Annotated in this window: 10 protein-coding genes; 9 read left to right on the top strand and 1 reads right to left on the bottom strand. The window is 42.9% G+C overall.

The window, feature by feature from the left end:
• Positions 1 to 57: 57 nt before the first annotated feature.
• Positions 58 to 1,083, bottom strand: coding sequence for a dipeptidase (locus KFZ56_RS16830; protein ID WP_309228321.1), 1,026 nt, complete (start codon positions 1,081 to 1,083; stop codon positions 58 to 60).
• Between the two features lie 663 nt (positions 1,084 to 1,746).
• Between KFZ56_RS16830 and KFZ56_RS16825 the strand changes: the two genes are divergently transcribed.
• The 9 genes from KFZ56_RS16825 (at position 1,747) to KFZ56_RS16785 (ending at position 20,921) form a co-directional block, all read left to right on the top strand.
• On the top strand, positions 1,747 to 3,300 hold the full coding sequence (locus KFZ56_RS16825; RefSeq protein WP_222643210.1) for an FIMAH domain-containing protein: 1,554 nt from the start codon (positions 1,747 to 1,749) through the stop codon (positions 3,298 to 3,300).
• Between the two features lie 77 nt (positions 3,301 to 3,377).
• A complete protein-coding gene (locus KFZ56_RS16820) occupies positions 3,378 to 3,965 on the top strand; it encodes a CalY family protein (RefSeq protein ID WP_222643209.1) in 588 nt (195 codons plus the stop codon).
• Between the two features lie 148 nt (positions 3,966 to 4,113).
• Positions 4,114 to 5,898, top strand: coding sequence for a D-alanyl-D-alanine carboxypeptidase/D-alanyl-D-alanine endopeptidase (gene dacB / locus KFZ56_RS16815; RefSeq protein WP_222643208.1), 1,785 nt, complete (start codon positions 4,114 to 4,116; stop codon positions 5,896 to 5,898).
• Positions 5,899 to 6,090: 192 nt separating this feature from the next.
• Positions 6,091 to 8,100: a gamma-glutamyltransferase gene (ggt, locus tag KFZ56_RS16810; protein ID WP_222644036.1), complete on the top strand. Its 2,010-nt coding sequence runs from the start codon at positions 6,091 to 6,093 to the stop codon at positions 8,098 to 8,100.
• Positions 8,101 to 8,206: 106 nt separating this feature from the next.
• On the top strand, positions 8,207 to 10,372 hold the full coding sequence (locus KFZ56_RS16805; protein WP_255585192.1) for a Xaa-Pro dipeptidyl-peptidase: 2,166 nt from the start codon (positions 8,207 to 8,209) through the stop codon (positions 10,370 to 10,372).
• A 373-nt stretch (positions 10,373 to 10,745) separates the two neighbouring features.
• A complete protein-coding gene (locus KFZ56_RS16800) occupies positions 10,746 to 12,143 on the top strand; it encodes an FIMAH domain-containing protein (RefSeq protein ID WP_255585191.1) in 1,398 nt (465 codons plus the stop codon).
• 198 nt (positions 12,144 to 12,341) lie between these two features.
• The gene (locus tag KFZ56_RS16795; protein ID WP_222643206.1) at positions 12,342 to 15,215 is read left to right on the top strand and encodes an N-acyl-D-amino-acid deacylase family protein; all 2,874 of its coding nucleotides are present in this window, start codon (positions 12,342 to 12,344) and stop codon (positions 15,213 to 15,215) included.
• Positions 15,216 to 15,328: 113 nt separating this feature from the next.
• Entirely contained in the window at positions 15,329 to 18,136 is a 2,808-nt protein-coding gene (locus tag KFZ56_RS16790) for a gamma-glutamyltransferase (protein ID WP_222643205.1), read from the top strand.
• Between the two features lie 103 nt (positions 18,137 to 18,239).
• Complete coding sequence (locus KFZ56_RS16785) at positions 18,240 to 20,921, top strand: M14 family zinc carboxypeptidase (RefSeq protein ID WP_222643204.1); 2,682 nt, start codon at positions 18,240 to 18,242, stop codon at positions 20,919 to 20,921.
• The last annotated feature ends 102 nt before the right edge of the window (positions 20,922 to 21,023 follow it).

Here is a 21,023-nt window from a genome sequence, read left to right as displayed (position 1 = left end):
GTTGAATGATAGATTAAACTTCAGGTGAAGCTCTCCCCTGCCTTTTTAGTTCAGTCACTACGAGAGTACATTCTGATACACACGCAACATATTCTCTCCATAAATCTTCATAATTTCTTTCTTCTCAAAACCTCGCTTCAACAAAACTTGCGTTAATTCTTTCAACGCTCCGTGATTGCGGAAGATATCAAATGTAGTGTGTTTTTCTGCATATTTATGAAACATGTCACATAAATCAAGTCCAATTCCAATATGATCGATGCCGACAATAGAAACCATGTGCTCAATATGATCAACTAGGATATCGATCGTAGCAGCTTCAGCTGGCTTTGATGCAATTTTACTAACAGCATTAATTCCCGCAACACCACCTGATGCTGCAATCTCTCGTAATTGTTCGTCCGTTAAGTTCCTTGGTGTGTTGGCGATAACTCGCGTATTGGAATGTGAAGCGATTACCGGCTGATGTGAAGCCCGAATAATATCTGAAAATCCCTGATCATTAATATGGGTAACGTCCATAATCATGCCTAGTTTCTCTGCTTCTTCAAGCACAGCATGCCCAAATTCGGATAATCCGCCGGTCATTTGACGTTCAGCGAAGTCAAATGCACAGCCATCGCCAGCAGCGTTTCTTCTGCTCCATGTAAGCCCAATCATCCGTACCCCAAGTTCATAAAACACACGTAAAAGGGACACATCCCCTCCCAGTGGCTCAACGCCTTCAAAGGAAAGCATAATTCCTATTTTCTTCCTTTTCTTCGCTTGCATCATATCTTGTATATTTTTACAAAGCATGATTTTATCCGGCGACTCCTCGATCTCCGCATACAGGCAGCTTACTTGATCCAAAGCCTTGTGTAAGGCCATTTCCGGCAAGTCCTCATCATCTAGATAGATGGATGACACAATAATATCCCAACCCCCTTCATGAAAAGAGGGGAGGTGATCTGTCTCAATCACTCGCTTTCGTCCTCGTTTCCGCTGTGCTGCCACATCAAAAAGCAGGTCAAAATGGGAGTCAATTATGATCGATTCCTTATGAATGTCCTGTACGATTTGCTTGTATTGTTCTGTAACCACTGATTAGCCTCCTAGATGTGTCCATTTTAGTGTCATTGAATCATATTTGGAATGAAAAAAGAAGTGAAAGGAATCCGTATGTGTATTTAAGTGTACTTTGGCAGCCCCCGGCATTTGTCGAATGTGAAGTAGGATTAGGTTGTCTTAATCACGTTTACAAGAAAGATGTATTCATTTCAGGAAATAGGTCATTTTTCACAGGGATAGGATAACGTTTGCGAAAAATGAGTTTTATTATCTATCTTTGTAAGAAGAAAACAAGGAAATGAGACACTATTTTCTACAAATCGGAAAATTTTTTTGTCTTATTTACTTGTGATCGGGTCTTTATAACTAATTTCAAGGGTGAAATAAAGTTGGAAATAAGATGAAACAGCGGAAATTTCAATAGTATCAAGCATCTATAAAAGGCTCCATATGTAACCCATGACTTTAGCCTATGTAATAAACAGGGAAAATACATTACTATTTCATCAATTTTCAAAATATTATTTATTTCTATCTTCTAATCTATTATACTTATAGGTACAACGAAGAATTATCATGCTATTGGTTACTGGATTTCATGCATTTTTTGGTGATCCTAGTTCTCCAAATTTAAATAGGAGGTGAAAAGATTTTACTAGATTTTGCAAACTTATCTAAAAGATTAAGGAGGACATTATGAAAAGGAGAAGTTGGTCTAACGTTTTATCTTCATTCTTTATAATCGTATTGTTTATGACCATGGTTCCGATGATTGCACTGGCGGAACAGCAAAATGATAGCGCTTTAAATGAGCCGATAACGGGTTTTGAGGAGCGTGGCGGAGAAGATTGGACAACCTATGAAGAGGAATTGGATTTCCTAGAAGAGGTAGCAGAATCGTCGGATCGGGTCACCTATTCTCAGATTGGTACGACGGAAGAAGGCAGAGCCCTGCATTTAGTGCGAGTAGGGTTTCCGGAGCCCCCATCTGATGAGGACATTGCCGAAGGGCGGAACATGCTAGTCATTGGAACACAGCATGGTAACGAAAATGCACCAAGAGAGATGGCCTTGCAGATGTTGAGGGATCTTGCGTTTACGGATGATACGCATGTTTTAGAACAACTCGAAGATGCGACCATATTGTTCATTCCGACAGCGAACCCGGATGGTAGAGAAGCCGATACACGGGTCAATTCGGAAGGGATTGATATTAATCGTGAGCATTTAAGTCTGCGTACGCTTGAGGTACAGACAATTGGAGAAGTTCTTAACCAGTTCAATCCAGATATTACGGTAGATGGGCATGAGCGGCCTACTGCTACTGGAAATCCGGATATTGAAATGCTCTGGCCACGTAACCTTAATGTAGATGATGAGCTGCAGTCATTAAATCAAGAGATGGTAGAGGACTACATGTTTCCACCTGTAGAAAATGCCGGCTTTTCCACCGGATTGTATGGTTCCCCGGGTGGTTCAGGTGGTGGCGATGAACGTATTATGCGTAATATTTTAGGTTTACGCAACGGTTTAGGTGTACTTACCGAAACTGCCGGCGAGCAAGAGCCAAGTTACCGGGTTGAAGCTCAAAAACGCGCTGTCGAATCGGTGCTAACATTTTATCGTGATCGATTTGAAGATGTAGGGACGATGGTAGCAGGTGCACCGGAAAGACAGACAACTGCGGGAGCAGATCAATCGGATCCGTTTTATCTAGATGGGGCAGATAACTGGGATCCAACTACTGTATTGGAAAAGAAACCAAGTGGGTATTTGCTTAACGAAGCCCAGGCTGAAGAAATGCGTCAACATATAGCGTTATTCTCGCTGGAAACCGAAGAAGTTGATGGTAATGGTGTATTTGCTCCGATGAGTCAGCCGATGATGTCTATTTTGCCATTTTTGTTTGACGTGCGCGCCACATACAACGAGGTTGAAGGATTAGCCCTATATGATAGTACGAATGTGGGAACTGCAGCGAATATGAATGCCTTAGTGGCGCATTTTGACGAGGAGGGAGCGTTCGCAGAAGCTAGTGATGCTCGTGCCTTAACCACACACTTGACTACAGTAGATCATTTTGAAAAGCAAGAAGAAGCGGATAAAGCTGTTAAACACATGAATGGTTTCCATACATTGCTGGAGCACCAGAAAGATAATGATGTCATTTCTGAAAAGGCATATGAAGATCTTAGCACCTATGCAGATTATTTGATTGAAAAGTGGGATGTTGATTCAGATTCTAACTAGTAATGGATAATATTAGCTAATGCGATAGTAAGGCTTTTATGGATAATCACGTATACAAAAAATGAGGAGGAATTGAAATGGGTTTAAAAAAACAGGTAGGTATGGGGATGGCGTCTGCTGCACTTGGTCTAACATTGATAGGTGGAGGAACGTTTGCCTATTTTAGTGATAGTGAGACAACGAATAACACGTTTGCGGCAGGAACGATTGACTTGGGCGTGGAACCGACGGAAGTAATTGAAGTGGATAATATCCAGCCCGGGGATTCCATGACGCGTGATTTTGAACTGCAAAATAATGGCTCCGTGGATATGAACAAGGTGCTCCTGGAAACGGATTATTCCGTGATTGATGCAGAAGGGGACAATACCGATGATTTTGGAAACCATATTCAAGTGGAGTTCTTATACAACGCTGATCAATTGAATGAAGTGATTTATGAAACAACATTGGCTGAACTGAAGGAAATGACACCAGAAGCTGTAAATGAAGAAGTATTCATTCCGGCACTTGGAGAAGATGGGCTTGAAGCTGGTACCAGCGATGACCTTGTTGTTGAATTTACCTTTGTTGATAATGGAGAAGATCAAAACGAATTCCAGGGTGATACGTTAAATCTGGAGTGGACATTTACAGCTCAACAGGCGACAGATGAAGAAGAATAAATAATAGTATTTGCGAGAGCTGCTCCATAACCGATGAATATGGGCAGCTTTTGTCTCTTTCCCTTTAGATTGTATTGCGGTGCCCGTCGTTTTATTCGTTTGAAAGATAAGATGATTGCAGATAGCAAAGGGAGGAAGTGACGGTAAAATGCGAACAAAAAGTCTCGTTCCATTTCTATTGATCGCTGTGATGCTGTTGATTATGCCGCTGATGCAGCAAAGCAACGATGTGTTGGTAACGGCCTCTCAGGAAGAAAGTGAAAGCCTAGAGGAGAAGATTGATGCGGTGTTGGATGATGCGCGGATTGACGGAGCGGCTGCTGGTGTCAGTGTGCGGAGTGCGGAAACTGGTGAGCTGCTTTATGAGGAAAATGGTGATATGCGACTGCACCCGGCCTCCAATATGAAATTATTGAGTGGGGCTGCTGCGATGGAAACGCTTGGTTCGGATTATCAGTTTTCCACTGAGATATGGACCGATGGAAATGTGCAGGGCTCGGAATTACATGGTGACCTTTATTTGAAAGGGAAAGGCGACCCAACGTTGATGAAAGCGAATCTTGATCAGTTTGCCAAAGATTTGAAGGAACAGGGGATTGATCAAATTAGAGGGAATCTCGTGGGAGATGACACTTGGTATGATGATGTCCGTCTCTCGGAGGATCTCAACTGGTCGGATGAGCCATTTCATACCGGTGCGCAAATTTCCGCACTTACCCTTGCCCCAGATGAGGATTATGACGCCGGAACTATTATAGTGGAAGTTATGGCGGCGGAAGAGGCAGGCGAAAAAGCAGAGGTGAAAGTCACGCCTGAAACGAATTATGTCACAATTGTAAACAACACAGAAATGGTACCAGCAACAGAGGATAAGGACATTTCTATAGAGCGGCAACATGGAAATAACGAAATCGTGATTGAAGGAGAGATGCCGGTTGACGGTTCGAACTCCAAATCATGGGCATCCGTGTGGGAGCCAACTGGCTATGTGATGGATGTATTTAAAAACGCGCTGGAGGAACAAGGCATCCGTATGATTGGCGACGCATCCGTCACATTTGGTCCAACACCGGAGGATGCAGATCTTTTAATAGAAAAACAGTCTCAGCCACTTGAGGAAATCTATACCCGGTTTATGAAACTAAGCAATAATGGACATGGCGAAGTGCTCGTAAAAGAAATGGGCAAAGTGTTAAAAGGGGATGGAAGCTGGGATGCTGGACTGGACGTGCTTGAGGAGACGGTTGCAGACTTTGATATGAATACGGATACGATGCTTCTTCGTGATGGTTCGGGCATGTCACATAAAAATATGATTCCGGCTAATGAATTTACGGAGATGTTATATGCGATTCAAGATAAAGGTTGGTATCCGGCCTTCGAAGAAACACTGCCGGTCGCAGGACATCCAGAACGTCTCGTCGGTGGTACGTTAAGATATCGGATGGATCAAGCCCCTACTCAGGAAAATGTATTAGCGAAAACAGGCTCGCTCACCGGTGTATCCGCTTTATCCGGCTATGTCACGACAGCCGATGGGGAAAAACTGACCTTCTCCATTATGTTTAATAATTATTTGGCATCATCCGTGGAGGATATGGAGGATGAGATTGCCACCGTACTGGCAAAGCATGGAGAGGAAGATTCATATCCCGAGGTGCCAGAGGAGCCAACCGTGGAGGATTTGCAGCATCTTGTTGAGGAATTGGGGGATGGCGGAGAATTCGTAGACACGGGAGCAGTACACCAAGTAGAAATGCATTTACACGCACTTGCTCAATATGAAAACACAGAGAGAACAGACAAAGCGATGAAACATCTACATGGGTTTAAGGATTTAGTGGAACATCAGAGGGATAACGATATGATTTCTGAGATAGGTTATGCAGCGTTGATGGCTGCATCTGATGCGTTATTGGAACAATGGGAGTAGTATGTTAGTCTAATAGTTTTGATCATGGAAATCACTAGAAGAATTTTCTATCCTATCAACAGACGTATTGTAATGCTTTCGGAAACGTTTATTATGAAAGCGGATTATATAATTAATAAATGGTAATAGACGAACTTGATCGACCAAGCGTTCATATAGGAAGGAGTTTTATTTTTGCAGCTTAAAAAATCTATGATATTAGCAATCTTCATGTCACTGCTCCTAATCATCCATGTTTTTATACCAGCAGGATTGACGGCCAGTGCACAAGGCATCAAAGATGAACAAACGGCAGAGGGCGATTACGGTATGGTTGTAACGGCACACCCGTTAGCCTCTGAAGTTGGAGCAGATGTGTTAAAGAACGGCGGCAATGCTATTGATGCTGCTGTAGCGATCCAATTTGCGTTGAATGTAAATGAGCCAATGATGTCCGGAATTGGCGGTGGTGGTTTTTTGATGTACTATGACGCCGAGACGGAGGAAATTTCGGCGATTAACAGCAGGGAGCGGGCTCCAGCAGGGGCAACCCCTGATATGTTTGTCGACGAAGATGGTAATGTTATTCCTTTCCAGGAACGAGTCCAGAACGGTAAATCAGTAGGCGTACCTGGAACACTGAAAGGGCTTGAAACAGCTCTTGACCAGTGGGGAACGCGTTCCATGGACGAGCTTCTGGAACCATCCATCGAAATGGCGGAAGAAGGAGTTGAAGTAAATTGGGTGCTTGCTGACGCTATTGATAGTAACGAGGAAAAACTATCAAAAACAGCAGCGAGTGACGTTTTTCTACCGGAAGGTGATCCATTGGAAGAAGGCGATCTGCTTGTTCAAGAAGATTTGGCTGATACATTCAGACTGATCAGCGAACAGGGTACAGATGCATTTTACAATGGCGAAATTGGGGAAGCACTCGCCGATGAAGTCGAAAAGCGTGATGGTAGCATGGTTACGGATGATCTCAGCAACTATGATGTGACCTATGAAGAGCCAGAATGGGGAGATTACAAGGGGTACGATATTGCGTCCATGGCACCTCCAAGTTCCGGTGGTCTTACCGTGTTGCAAATGCTGAAAATGTCCGAGCAAATAGACCTAACCCAATATGATGTTCGTTCACCTGAAAAATATCATCATATGGCTGAAATGATGCATCTTGCCTACGCGGATCGAGGCGCTTATATGGGTGACCCTGAATTTATAGATGTTCCTGCTGAGGGTCTGCTTCATCCTGACTATATTGACAGTAGAGTAGCATTGGTTGACCCAAATCAAGCAAATGAAAATGTGCAGCCAGGAAACCCTTGGGATTATCAGGAAGGCGAACCTTCTCCGATAAAGGAAGACGTTAGCGATAAAACAGATGGTGAAACGACCCATTTCACTGTTGCTGATAGTGAAGGCAATCTTGTGTCTTATACAACAACGATTGAACAACTATTCGGGTCAGGGATAATGGTCCCCGATTACGGTATCATGTTGAACAATGAATTAACAGACTTTGATGCTGCTCCTGGTGGCGCTAATGAAGTTCAGCCAAACAAGCGGCCACTAAGCAGTATGACACCAACTATTGTTTTAAAAGATGATGAACCTTTTATGACTGTTGGCTCACCAGGCGGAACTACTATTATTACGTCGGTTTTTCAAACCATTGTCAATGTGATCGGATACGATATGGAGCTTAAGGATGCCATTGAAGAACCGAGAATCTATAGCAATGAATACCCGAGTATCCGCTGGGAAACCGGTATTTCATCAGATGTACGGGAGCAGCTGGAGCAGATGGGCCATGAATGGGAATCAAGTCCAGGTGAAATTGGAAACGTTAACAGTTTAATGCTCGATTCCGAAAGTGATCTTTACATGGGTGCCGCAGATTCAAGCAGAGAAGGAAAGGCGATCGGCATTTCTGCAGATGATTTGCCACCGGATGCCTCAACCGTTGCTTACTTGCAATATCTTGTTGATGAACTGGAAAATAACGGTGAATTCGATGATGAGGATGCCATCCGACATGTGAAAACCCATTTAGCATCACTCGCTCATTATGAAAACACAGAAAATATGGACAAGGCAGTGAAACATCTGGATGGATTTAAGCAGCTGATTGCGCAACAGAACGATGATGGGTTGATGTCAGACGAGGCTTATAATGAATTGGTACAGGCTGCTGATGTTTTATTGGAAGAGTGGGAATAAGTAAAGATCCCCATCAAGTGAAAAGGATATAATCACTTGATGGGTCAATACCCACTAACTTCCCTGTAGGTGGCAAGAGATTATTAATAGAAACGGAGGGACTTCATTGTCAAAGCATACCAAAAGTCATATTTTTAGTATTACGCTATTTATGTTACTGATGACATTGATAAGCCCTGTAAAGACAGATGCTATAACAGAAGATGAAGCTTCTCATCATCAAGAAGATGTAACAGAAGCAATTTATTCGTATGAAGATGCGATTAAAGAAACCATTTATGTTGAATCCACATTGGATAGTGACCAAGATGGAAATCCAGATCGCATTGCTGCAGATATTATTCGTCCCAAAGAAACAAATGAAGATCTGAAAGCACCTGTCATTATGGATGCAAGCCCCTATTATGAGAGTATGGGTCGTGGGAATGAATCCGAAATCAAAGATCCAGATGAGGATGGAATTAATGACATGTTTCCATTGTATTATGATAATTATTTTGTACCAAGAGGCTATGCTGTGGTCCAAGTAGATATGGTAGGAACAAACAACTCAGATGGTTGTCCAACTACTGGGGGACACGAAGAAATTGAAAGCATAAAAGTTGTAATAGATTGGTTAAATGGTAAAGGTACAGCATGGGATAGAGATGGAAATGAAATAAAAGCCGATTGGGCCACAGGTAAAGTCGGTATGATTGGAAAATCATATGACGGTACGCTTGCCAACGGTGCAGCAGCCGCGGGCATAGAAGGCCTGGAAACAATCGTTCCAATTGGCGCAATTAGCAGCTGGTACGATTATTATCGATACGGTGGTATTCCATTTTATCATAATGGTCCAGGGGGCTTATCTGAAAGGGTAACAAGTAGTGAAAGAGTGGATCAGTGTGCGCCTGTTCGTGAAGAAATACGAATAGCATCAGATGATGAAACAGGGGATTATAATGATTTCTGGGATGAGCGTAATTTTGTTACCGATGCTGATAAGGTAAATGCTAGTGTTTTCGCAATACATGGTCTAAATGATTACAATGTAAAAGCGAATCACTTCTCTAATTGGTGGGAGGAGCTAGCTGAGCATGATGTGCCAAGAAAGCTATGGCTAGCGCAAACAGGACATGTTGATCCATTTGATTTCAGAAGAGCTGAGTGGGTCCATACCTTACATCAATGGTTTGATTATTGGTTACTAGATATCGAGAATGGCATTATGGATGAACCAATGGTTGATATTGAGCGTGCTGCTGATGAATGGGAAACGCAATCAAATTGGCCGGATTCGGATTCTAAAGCAGTTAAGGTAAGGCTTTCACCTGCAAGTGAAGACTTGCCAGGAACATTAATGACCAGTCCAGTGATAAATAACCTTACTCAATCATTTATAGATAATCCAGATCAAACCGAACAGCAAATGGTTGAAGACCAATTTACAACAAAGGATAATCGATTACTATTTTTATCACCTGAATTAAATAGTGAAGTGCAATTAAGTGGGGTGCCTGAGCTAGACATACAGGCAAGTATTGACAAAGATAACACCAACCTTACTGCCCTGATAGTAGATTATGGGACAGATGAAAGGATTAATCACCGTAACGCGGGAGAAGGGATTCGTACACTAGATTTAGAAACTTGTTGGGGAGCGAGTTCATCAGTAGATGATGCCTGTTATAAGGAAACAGAGAAGACAACACATGAAGCGCCATATGAAGTTGTTACACATGGGTGGTTAGACGCCCAAAACCGGGAATCACTTGAAAATTCTATCCCATTAAATCCCGGGGAAAACGATAACTTCCAATGGGAAACGCTTCCAGAGGATTATATTTTCAAAGAAGGGCACCGTATTGGAATTATTATTGCAGGAAGTTCTGATAGATGGTTAATACCTGACAATAACCAAGCAACATTTGAGGTTTCTCTTGGACAGAGTAATATTACGTTGCCAATTGTTGGTGGAAAATCTGCTTTAGATGAAGCATTAGGGTATGATGGTGGCACATCTCCTGAAAGTGCTACTGCTATGAAAGAAATTGTTCAGTATTACGAAGACGATGATGCGTTGGATAGCTCTAGCTCTGCTCGTGCATTAAGTCTCCATTTGACTTCAATAGAACGCTTTGAAAGTCAAGAAAATACGGAAAAAGTTATAAAACATTTGGCAGCTTTTAAACAATTGCTTGACCATCAGATGGATAACAAATGGATGTCTGAAGAAGCCTATCAAGTTCTAAAGGCTGATACCGATTTCTTGATCCAAAAATGGCAATAGAGGATAAAGATAAGATGAGGCTGGGACAAAAGTGTTTTTAACAAATAAATTCCGAACAGACATCGCTTCGGAAATATACGTCGCTTTCCGCGGGCGGCTGGTGAGCCCCTTGCGCTATCGCGCTTCGGTGTCTCACCTATGCCTTCCCTCCCGCTGGAGTCTCCGCATATTTCCTACGCTAATTTTGATAATGTTCGCCTTTTTAATGAAACACGTTTGTTTTGTCTCAGTCCCCCCTTCATTTTTGTTTCATTTCGAAAATGTGGTTCTTCCTATATTTGTAGATTTTTTTCTACGAAAGGGAGGGGGAGTAAAACCTATTAAACTACAGTGTAACTGTTAGTTAATTCAAATGCATGATAAGGAGGATATTATGCAAACAAAACGTTGGAAATCCATTGTCTCTTTTACTGCGATTTTACTGTTATTATGGAGTCCATTTTCTACATTAAGTGCTCAAGCTCAAGGTAATAGTGAAAATGTGGTTGCCGATTGGATGAGCAACGAGGAACTGGAGCAAAAGTTAGAAGAAATTAAAGAGGAGAGTTCTGGCAAGGTTGAGGTCGACGTCATAGGTCACTCACACCAAGATCGTGAAATTTACGCTGCTCGTGTGGGTGAAGGTGATCAAGTGTTGTTAATTAATGGTAATATACACGGTAATGAGAAGAGCGGCCCTGAGGCATTGATCCAGATGCTTGAAATACTTGGAACTAGCGATAGTTCACGTGCACAAGCGGTTCGTGAGGAGGTTACAATAGTTGCCGTGCCACGTCTAAACGTTGACGGTGCCGCGATAACCCAACGGCAGAACGTTTTCTCGTGGGAAGACGTCATTATGAACTACCCCCATCTTGAAGGTGCAGCGCCTGCCTGGCACTATAGCGAAAGTAATGGAGGCTTTGATATTAACCGGGACTTTAATCCGAATTTGAACTATGAACCACAGCTGGAAGATTTACCAGGCACGGGAGATGACCCTGGGTTTTTCCTGACAAATGAATCTCAAATTCTCAGAGACTTGTACTTGGACCTGCAAGCTGAGTTTAGTGAAGTAGAAGCTTTCGTTGATCTTCATCACATGGGAACCCCAAAGACCAACGAAACGGGTGAAGATGTCACGATTGCAATAGACTACCCACCATTAGGACCTGACGATAGTCCAAAATACGATGATTGGTTGAAATTGGATCAAGACAAGTCTATGCGCTATTCGCTGGCAGCTGCACTTGGCGTAAAAGAACTTTCCGATAATGAGGAACCCGGTGTGGCCCGTTATTTACACCCAGAGGAGCGTGATTTACCCGGTCAGGCTAGGTCTTCATTTGCGCTTAATGGTACTGCGACCGTACTATTTGAAATGCCTGGTCAACAACCTGAATATGGCTATGATCAAGCATTGATAGATCGTGTGGAGAATGGTCTATGGGGGATTGCCAGTCGTATGGCAGATGACTCTATCGACGATCTCAATGGTGATGACTTCCTTAATCTGCCTAAGTATTGGACCGAACGTGCATCTGATATGAAAATACTTGTTGAGCGTTTCGAGAACGAAGGCGAGCTTGAGGATGATAATGTTGCGCAATCCTTAATGACTCATTTATCCGCTATGAGTTATTACGAAGATAAGGAACTCGAAGAAAAGGTCCTTAAACATACGGAAAGCTTTAAACTATTACTTGAGGATCAGAAAGAGAACGCGTTGATTACGGATGAGGCCTATAATAGGCTCAAGGATGATGCTGATTATTTGATTGACAAGTGGTAATATTTTTTCTGTAGGTTTGAAGTGAAAAATACGATGAAGACACCCAAAGAGGTTGGCACAAAAGTGTTTTGAACAAATAAATTCCGAATATACATCGCTTCGGAAACGTGCATTTTTTCGTTAAACGCTTTTGCCTTATCCCAGCCATACTCACTTCGTAGACAAAGAATCAGTACGGATTAATGAGGAGGAATGCTCATGTTTAGGGTGCGCCAAACGTCGATCATAGTGGCAATGATTGTGTTCCTATTAGGTACATTCTTACAGGGTTCCGTTGGAATTGCTGCGCAATCTCAGGATGAAGTGGACTTTGACAAAATTATTAGAAATGGAACGATCATCGATGGTTCTGGTCTGTCGAAATATGAAGCCGACATTGGGATACGAAATGGCATTATCGCCCATATCGGCGATTTGAGAGATTATGTTGCAGAAAAAGAAGTGGATGCAAATGGTCTATTTGTATCCCCCGGTTTTATTGATCTTCACAGTCACGCGTCAACCTCAGCACTGCAAGAAGCACAGAGCTCCCTTACGCAAGGGGTCACGACAGAGATGTTAAATGTTGATGGAGGGGGACCAACAGATCTTCAAGAACGTTTTGCACTTGAAGATGCAGGGCTGGGTATAAACATTGGTGCCCATATTGGATTTAATTCGGTTTGGGAAGAAGTCATTGGTGAAGAAGATCGAGAAGCAACGGAAGAAGAAATCAATGAGATGCAGAAATTGATCATTCAAGGCATGGAGGATGGCGGTTTTGGGGTTTCGGCCGGATTATTCTACAGACCTGCTTATTATGCAACAACGGAAGAAGTCATCGATGTCGTTAGTGTAGCAGATCAATGGCGGACATATTTTCAACACCACATTCGCAATGAAAACAATGAAGTTGTAGAGGCAACGGCTGAAACAATTGAAATCGGAGAAGAAGCAGGGCTTGTACCTCATATTACTCATATGAAGGTGATGGGTCCGGATAACTGGGGAAAATCGGCAGAAACAGTTGGAATGATTGAGGAAGCAAATGCACGTGGAACCTATGCGACAGCCGATGTCTATCCATATATTCGCAGTCAAACAGGTCTAACGGCAATTGTCCCGCCATGGGTAGAAGATGGAGGGCGAGATGCGATGCTGGAACGTTTTTCTGATCCAGAGCTTCGTCCACAGATTGCCGAAGAAATTGAAGAAATTATGCATAGCCGGGTAGAGGGCCCAGAAGATGTCTATTTCCCTACTAAGCAAATGACCCTTGCTGATTATATGGAAGAAGGTTTCAACTATGACAGAAATGGACAAATGCTGTTAAGTGTTCTCAACTTCGATTATGACAGTGATATAACCATTGATGTTGATGAGGTGAACGTGAAGGACTCAGATGGCGATACGGCATTTGCATATGATTTCGCCGGAAGTGATGAATGGGAATCTGAAGCATTTGACCAATTGTCTTCCTATCCATCCAATGCGGTAAGCTATCTGGTAGAGGAGAATAAAGGGAAAATTCACATTGACGAAAGAACCCAAGGAAATGCCAGTGCTTATGGAAAAATTACACCTGTAATGGAAGAGTTGGAAAATAACAGTGAAGCATATATGCGCTTTAGAGCTAGTGATGTGGATAACGACCAGCGACTCCGATTCTGGCTGCAAGCTGATGATTTTAGTTCAGGAAGTTCTTTCCCTGTCAATGGTTATGGTATTGAATTACACCTTGGAACTGACACTATTGCTTTATATGGAAGAGAAGACGGTAATTCAACAAATTATGGCAGTGTAGATGCCAACATGACAACAGATTGGCAGTCATTGAGAATTCGGGTTGAGGATGATCAACTGATGGTACGTCTATGGAACGACGAGGAAGAAGAACCGGATGAGTGGAACATGGTACAGGAAATTCCTGCACCACAAGAGGATGGAGAGGAAGAAGAATTGACACCTGGTGAAACAACCATGAGAATTTTGGAAACAGAAGGAAGTTTGAGATCTATTTATAGTTTCGGCCATGAAGAAGACTTTGCACGGATTCTTCAAAATCCGACTACGGCTATTGCATCCGATGGAGGGGCAACAACATCAAGCAGTACTCATCCAAGAAGATACGGAACTCAGCCACGAGCGCTTAGCCAATATGTAAGGGAAGAAGGACTTACAGATTGGGAAACAATGGTTCAAAAAATGACAGGGTTACCGGCAACCATTAGTGGAATGACGGATCGAGGATTTATTGCTGAAGGCATGGCAGCAGACATCACGATTTTTGATCCGGATACCATTGTGGATAATGGAACGTTTGATGAGCCGAAGCAATATGCGGATGGAATAGACTATGTTCTAGTCAATGGCGACTTCGCACTTGAAGATGGGGAATTGACCGGTTTGCAATCTGGTAAGGCCTTGAAACGAGCTGCGAACATGCCAACTCGACCGATGACTACGGAATCTGTTGATGTAAAGGAAGAAGGTCACCTCTACAAGATAGATGAATCGGATGTCTTAACAGGCGTTGAAATGGAGTTGTCTATTCAGCAGGGGGAAACGGATAAAAATGCGGATGGCTCATTTACTGTTCAAGATGAGGATGCAGAGATGAATTTTAATGCAACCGGATTCGGAAAAGTGCAGGTGACAGATGGGTGGACAAGCTTTACCGGACGTGGTTTATTAAATGAAAATGAAGAGCGTACGTTCATGGTGATCATCGATGAAAATGAGACGATGGCAACAGATAAGCGTCCAACCGTTACGATTCAAATTGAAGGGGAGAATGAAATTAGAGGATTTTTGGGTGAGGCAGAACCATTAAGTATTGAAGATATGAAAGCGCTTGTAGATGAATTCAGGAGTGATGAAGATATAGGTAGCGATGAATCGGCCGGAAAACTGCAAACACATTTAACTACCATTGCTCACTATGAATCTACCGGCTCCATGGATAAAGCTATTAGACATTTAAATAGCTTTAAGCAATTACTTGATTACCAGGAAACAAATGGGGAGATTTCTGAGGAGGCAGCTGTTGTGCTTGCAACCCATGCCGATCATATTCTTGAAGCTTGGCAATAAAGTTCCTTTTCCAGGATAGTAGAAAGCAACTTTGACGCAAAGGGTAACTCCCTGTGACAGACAGCAAATGATTTGTTACAGGGAGATTTTTTATAAAGCAAAGGAGAATTAATATGACCAAAAGAAGGATGAGGCCATTAACTTCTGTATTTCTAATTATTCTTTTAACCGTAACTGTTCCCATAACCGGTTTTGCAGGGGATACAGGAGACCCAAGACAAAATCCAACGGCTGTTGGGGACGGAGGGGCAGTCGCAACAGAGCATGTGAAAAGCTCCGACGCAGCGACTGAGATCCTGAAACAAGGTGGTAATGCAATTGATGCAGCTGTGGCAGCATCTGCAACGCAAGGTGTAACACGGCCCTTTTCCGGCGGGATTGGCGGTGGAGGCTTTATGAATATTTACTTAGCTGAGGAAGATCGTTCTGTTGTTTTGGACCATGTAATAGAAACAAGTGAAAATTTTGGTCCGGACTCCTTTGTGAACCCGGATACAGGAGAGCTCTATCCTACGGCTGTTCGTAGTTCTAGCGGAATGGCAACAGGTATACCAGGGATGGTCAAAGGTTGGGAGCAGGCACTGGAGGAACACGGAACAATGTCCTTAAGTGACGTGTTGCAACCAGCAATAGATGTTGCCGAAGAAGGGTTTGCAGCTGACCCCAATTTTATTCGGGAAACAGAGGAAAATGCCGATAAATTACGGCTTTTTGAAAGCTCTAAAGAACTTTATCTGGATGAAAACGGAGAAGTACCGGAAGAAGGTACTATTATGAAAAATCCGGATATTGCTAATACGTATCGTTTAATTGCTGAACACGGAAGTTCTGTATTTTATGATGGAGAGATTGCCGAGGCAATTATTGACACAATCCACAATCCTCCTACGGTGGATAACCCGGACAGGGAGGTGTTGGCAGGGGATATGTCGATGAATGACCTTAAGAATTATGAAGTGCTTTCGAAAGAGCCTACGCATACGACATATCACGGTCATGATATTTATAGTGTACCTCCAACATCAAGTGGTGTCACAATCAGTGAAATACTAAATATCTTGGAAGCTTATGATCTTGAAAACATGTCTGAAGTTCAGCGATATCATTATTTTCTTGAAGCTTCTAGGTATGCATTTGCGGACCGTAGCATGTATATGGGAGATCCAGCACATACGATGGTTCCGGTAAATGGTTTAATGTCAAAGGGTTACGCGGCTGAGCGGAGGCAAAAGATATCGGACGATGTTGCTTCTATTGGCCAGGTGGCTCCAGGAGATCCATTACCATATGAAGAAGACCCGGATAAAGAGCCGGAATCACCAGAAGATGAAGGTATCGGTTTCTATCATAATTTTGAAGGAAATGATGGAGATCAATGGGATCCGACTATATTTGCCAATCTCCATTCATGGCCGCAAACCCCGCCCGGTGCTGATTTCAGCATACAGGGAAATACTGGGCAAGTCGCTATGGATAAGAGGCAGGAGGATAATGGAAGTGCTTACGGGGCGATTACTCCGGATATGGGAGCCCTATCTGAGAGTGAAGTTTTGGTGAAATTCAAATTTGATGAATTGGGGAATGATCAGCGTTTGCGATTATGGACACAGGCGGATCGATTTAGTTCCGGAAGTTCCATGGCGGAAAATGGGTATGGAATTGAATTGCGAGCAGACAACCAACAGTTAATGCTACGCGGAAGAGAAGAAGGAAGCTCAACGACATTTGATACAGTCGATACGGATCTGTCTACAGATTGGCACTGGTTACGGCTTAGAGCTGAAGGTGATCAACTTCGTGCCCGTCTTTGGAATGATGATCGTAACGAACCAGAAGATTGGGATATCTCGCATGAGTTATCCGCAGAGGAAAAAGCAAATAACGCCTTAGGGAAAGCGCTTATAAGTATGATCAATTTTGATAAAGACAGTGAGAACACGATTTCCTTTGACGAAATTACCGTAAACGATTTGGCTGACGATAAACAACTGACAACACTGGAACAGAATGCTGCTTCTTCTCAGGAAGCGGAGGAAGAAATACCTACAGAAACCATTCATTTATCTGTAAGTGATAAGGATGGAAATGTTGTCAGTTATACGAAGACGATTAACAGCATTGCAGGAAATGGAATGGTCGTACCTGGTTATGGGTTTATATTAAATAATGGATTTTCAGGCCGGACACCAATGCAAGATCCGGATCATCCCAATGCTCCAAGACCTGGACTCCGGATGCTAAGTGCGATGTCTCCTACTATTGTGACTAAAGATGGAGCCCCTGTGATGACGGTAGGAGCACCATCCAGTAATCGGATTATAACAACAATAACACAGATCATCCTTGGTCAGCTTGATTTTGGTATGACTTTACCGGAGGCGATTAATGAGCCACGGTTATCACAACGTAACCTAAGTCATGCAAATGCACAATATGAAGAAATTTATCTTGATGAGTATGGATCACTCTTAACAGAACTAGAAGAAATGGGGCATACGTTTACCGCAGATACAGCTGTACAAGGAATTAGTGCGGCAACAGGGTTGGAATTTTTAGAAGATGGCAAAGTTCGAGCTGCTGCAGAACCGGAGAGAAGAGGTGGAGGAAGCGCAATGGCCATTGATAGAGATGAGATAGAAGATCCTCCTCCCGAAGAATCACATGTTGAATTGATGATGGATCTTATTGAACAATATGAATCCAGTGGTGAAATTGTAAATGAGGAAGCAGCAAGGTTGCTTAGCACTCACTTATCATCTATTGAACATTATGAAAAGGAAAACAAGATAGATAAAGCGATCACGCATATGGAGAACTTTAAAACGCTACTGGATCATCAGGAAGAAGATGAACAGATTACAGAACAAGCATCCAGTACGTTGAAATCACATGCTGATAATTTGCTTGAGGAATGGCGATAGAATATCAGATTTTATAAGAATAATACCTTAGTGGCAGGTATTTGCTTGCCACTGGGGTGATTATTATGGGTTGAAATTTGACATTTTTAAGGGAGGAACTCTAATGCAAAAACGGAATGGGAAGATTACCATTTCTTTCATGTTGATTTTATTCCTATTTGTTGCGATGGAATCATTATCCGGAATCGGTGCATCAGGGGAGGACAGAGAGGGGTATATATCAGAGATTGCAAGTGGTCCATTAGCAGGCACATCTTTTGACTATTATTGGTCAGAAGAAACGCCAAATATTAAGGATGTTGGTCCCATTGATGGAGAAGTTGTTTACGTTGGCTCGGCGTGTGATGACCATGCTTCTGTTCCTGAAGCTACAAAGGAAGACAATATAGCATTAGTGGAACGAGGCGACTGTCTTTTCGTTGAGAAAATGGATAACATAGAGGGAAAAGATTACTCGGCGGTACTCATATTTAATGATCAGCGTACAGACAACGATGGTTGCGATGCTTTTCCGTCAACCATGTCTACATCTGCATCGATCCCATTGTTATCCATTTCACGCACGGCTGGATTGCAATTACTAGGTGAAGCTGATGCAGAACCAGTAACATGCCCGAATGGCCCACAGACACAAGCAGAAGTAGGAGACGTTGGTGAAAAAGTATTCATACAAAATGAGTTTGATCCGAATTCAACGAAGACAGGGTTTGAGCAGCGAAATGGGAATGGATGGACAGTCCCTTCTGAGGAAGCCGCTTTCCTGGAAAAAATCGCTGCAGAGTCAGAAAGGGTCACGTACACGGAAGAGGGCACTTCCATAGAGGGAAGGCCAATCCATTTAGTACGTGTTGGTTATCCGGAGCCACTATCGGATGAAGAAATTGCAAATGGGCGGAATATATTGATACAAGGAACACCACACGGTAACGAGCCTGCAGGACAGGAAATGGCATTGCAATTATTGCGGGATTTAGCTTTTACGGATGATCCTGAGTTATTGGAGCAGATGCGTGAAACAACAATTCTTTTCATGCCTACACCGAATCCGGATGGACGAGAAGCTAATCAAAGAGGAAACAGTTTAGGTATTGATAACAACCGTGACCATCTCAACTTGGCTACACCTGAAATACAGATAGTAGCAGAAGTCATGAATCAATTCCAACCGGATATTACGATTGATGCACATGAACGTCCAAGTGGAGCTAGTCCGGAAATGGAGATGGTATGGCCACGTAACTTAAATATTGACCAATCATTACAAGCGTTAAGTAAAGAAATGGTACAAGATTATTTGATGCCAGACGTTGAAGAAGCGGGATTTACCACGGGCATATATGGATCCCCTAATTCAAGCACGAACGGAAACGAGCGCGTATTGTCAAATATGCTTGGCTTACGGCATGGCCTAGGTTTGATTACGGAATCAGCAGGTAGAGCAAAACCGGAAGCTCGGGTAGAGATGCAGATGGAAACAGCATTGTCAGTAATGCGGTTTTATCGGGAACGGCTCGATGATGTCGTGGAGGCTGTGACTGATGCTCCAGATCGCAGGGCAAGGGATGGCGCAAATCAGGAACCGTTCTATCTCGATGGAGCAGACAATCGAGAACCTCCAGAGTGGGCAGTGTTAGATCCCGCTGCATGTGGCTATCTTATAAATACTTCACAAGCAGAAGAACTACGTCGGCACATTGATTTATTTTCATTACAAACGGAACAAGTCAGTGAGAACGGTATATTGGTTACAATGAATCAGCCGATGATGACGGTAGTCCCGTTTCTGCTCGATGAACAGGCAAAGTATAACGAGTTGGACGGCTTGCCATTGGATGATTGTTCAGACCCAAGTGAGGTGGAGCCGCCGCTTGGAGAACCAAGTTTGGCAAATTTGCAGATACTAGTTGACCGTTTTGAAGAAGACGGAGAGTTTGCGAACGACGAAGCTGCTCGTTCTGTAAATCTTCATTTGACAGCGATTAGTCAATTCGAAGAACAGGACGAGACGGAGAAGGTTATCAAACATCTGGAGAGTTTATTGGAGTTGCTTGATCATCAATCAGAAAACGACCTGATCACAGCGGAAGCCTATAATCTGATTGAACCACAAGCTGACAGTTACTTGAAGGATCTGGATAATGTTTTTTACCAAGGATTCATTGGTAAAGACGGAAGCAACTGGGATTCATCTGATTTTGTGAACCTTCATTCTTGGCCGTCGGACCCGGATGGCGTAACATATACGATCCAAGAACACACTGGAAAAGTGGAAGTAGATACCCGTAAGCAGGGTAATGGCAGCACTTACGGTCGTATAATTCCAGCTATGGAAGAGACGGAAAATAGCGAATTGCTGGTTCGGTTCCGAGCTAATGAGATAGGAAATAATCAACGGTTGAGGTTGTGGGTTCAGTCTGATGCATTTTCCTCCGGTAGTTCAATGCCTGTAAACGGCTTAGGTATTGAGTTGAATTTCAACACGGATGAATTGATTCTTAGAGGTAGATATGACAACAGTTCCAATAACTTCAATCAGATGGATGCAAATATGACCGATGAGTGGCATTGGCTACGATTGCGTGCGAAAGACGATGATCTGATGGTTCGTCTCTGGGATGATAGTATGGAAGAACCGGAATCGTGGGATATGGTCCATACACTTTCTGAGGATGAACAATTGGCCAATCCATCGGGCAAAGCGCTTATGAGTGTCATCAACTTTGACTACGACAGCAGTAATATTATCCAATTTGACGAGATTATGGTGAGTGATTTGGATCAATAATGAAAGAACCATCCCCTTGATTTAAACTGATCGCGGGGATGGTTTCTTTTAGTATCAACATCTAAAATATTAGATTGGTGGCTTTTCGCTTATTCCCATTCA

It is taken from the genome of Virgibacillus sp. NKC19-3, from assembly GCF_019837165.1.
Lineage (GTDB): Bacteria > Bacillota > Bacilli > Bacillales > Amphibacillaceae > Virgibacillus_L > Virgibacillus_L saliphilus.
This window is presented reverse-complemented; position numbering and strand designations above follow the sequence as displayed.

What these genes read in the sequence shown, in the direction of transcription:
- KFZ56_RS16825 (WP_222643210.1), top strand. Translation starts at nt 1,747, where the DNA reads ATGAAAAGGAGAAGTTGGTCTAACGTTTTATCTTCATTCTTTATAATC.
- KFZ56_RS16820 (WP_222643209.1), top strand. Translation starts at nt 3,378, where the DNA reads ATGGGTTTAAAAAAACAGGTAGGTATGGGGATGGCGTCTGCTGCACTT.
- dacB (WP_222643208.1), top strand. Translation starts at nt 4,114, where the DNA reads ATGCGAACAAAAAGTCTCGTTCCATTTCTATTGATCGCTGTGATGCTG.
- ggt (WP_222644036.1), top strand. Translation starts at nt 6,091, where the DNA reads ATGATATTAGCAATCTTCATGTCACTGCTCCTAATCATCCATGTTTTT.
- KFZ56_RS16800 (WP_255585191.1), top strand. Translation starts at nt 10,746, where the DNA reads ATGCAAACAAAACGTTGGAAATCCATTGTCTCTTTTACTGCGATTTTA.
- KFZ56_RS16795 (WP_222643206.1), top strand. Translation starts at nt 12,342, where the DNA reads ATGTTTAGGGTGCGCCAAACGTCGATCATAGTGGCAATGATTGTGTTC.
- KFZ56_RS16790 (WP_222643205.1), top strand. Translation starts at nt 15,329, where the DNA reads ATGACCAAAAGAAGGATGAGGCCATTAACTTCTGTATTTCTAATTATT.
- KFZ56_RS16785 (WP_222643204.1), top strand. Translation starts at nt 18,240, where the DNA reads ATGCAAAAACGGAATGGGAAGATTACCATTTCTTTCATGTTGATTTTA.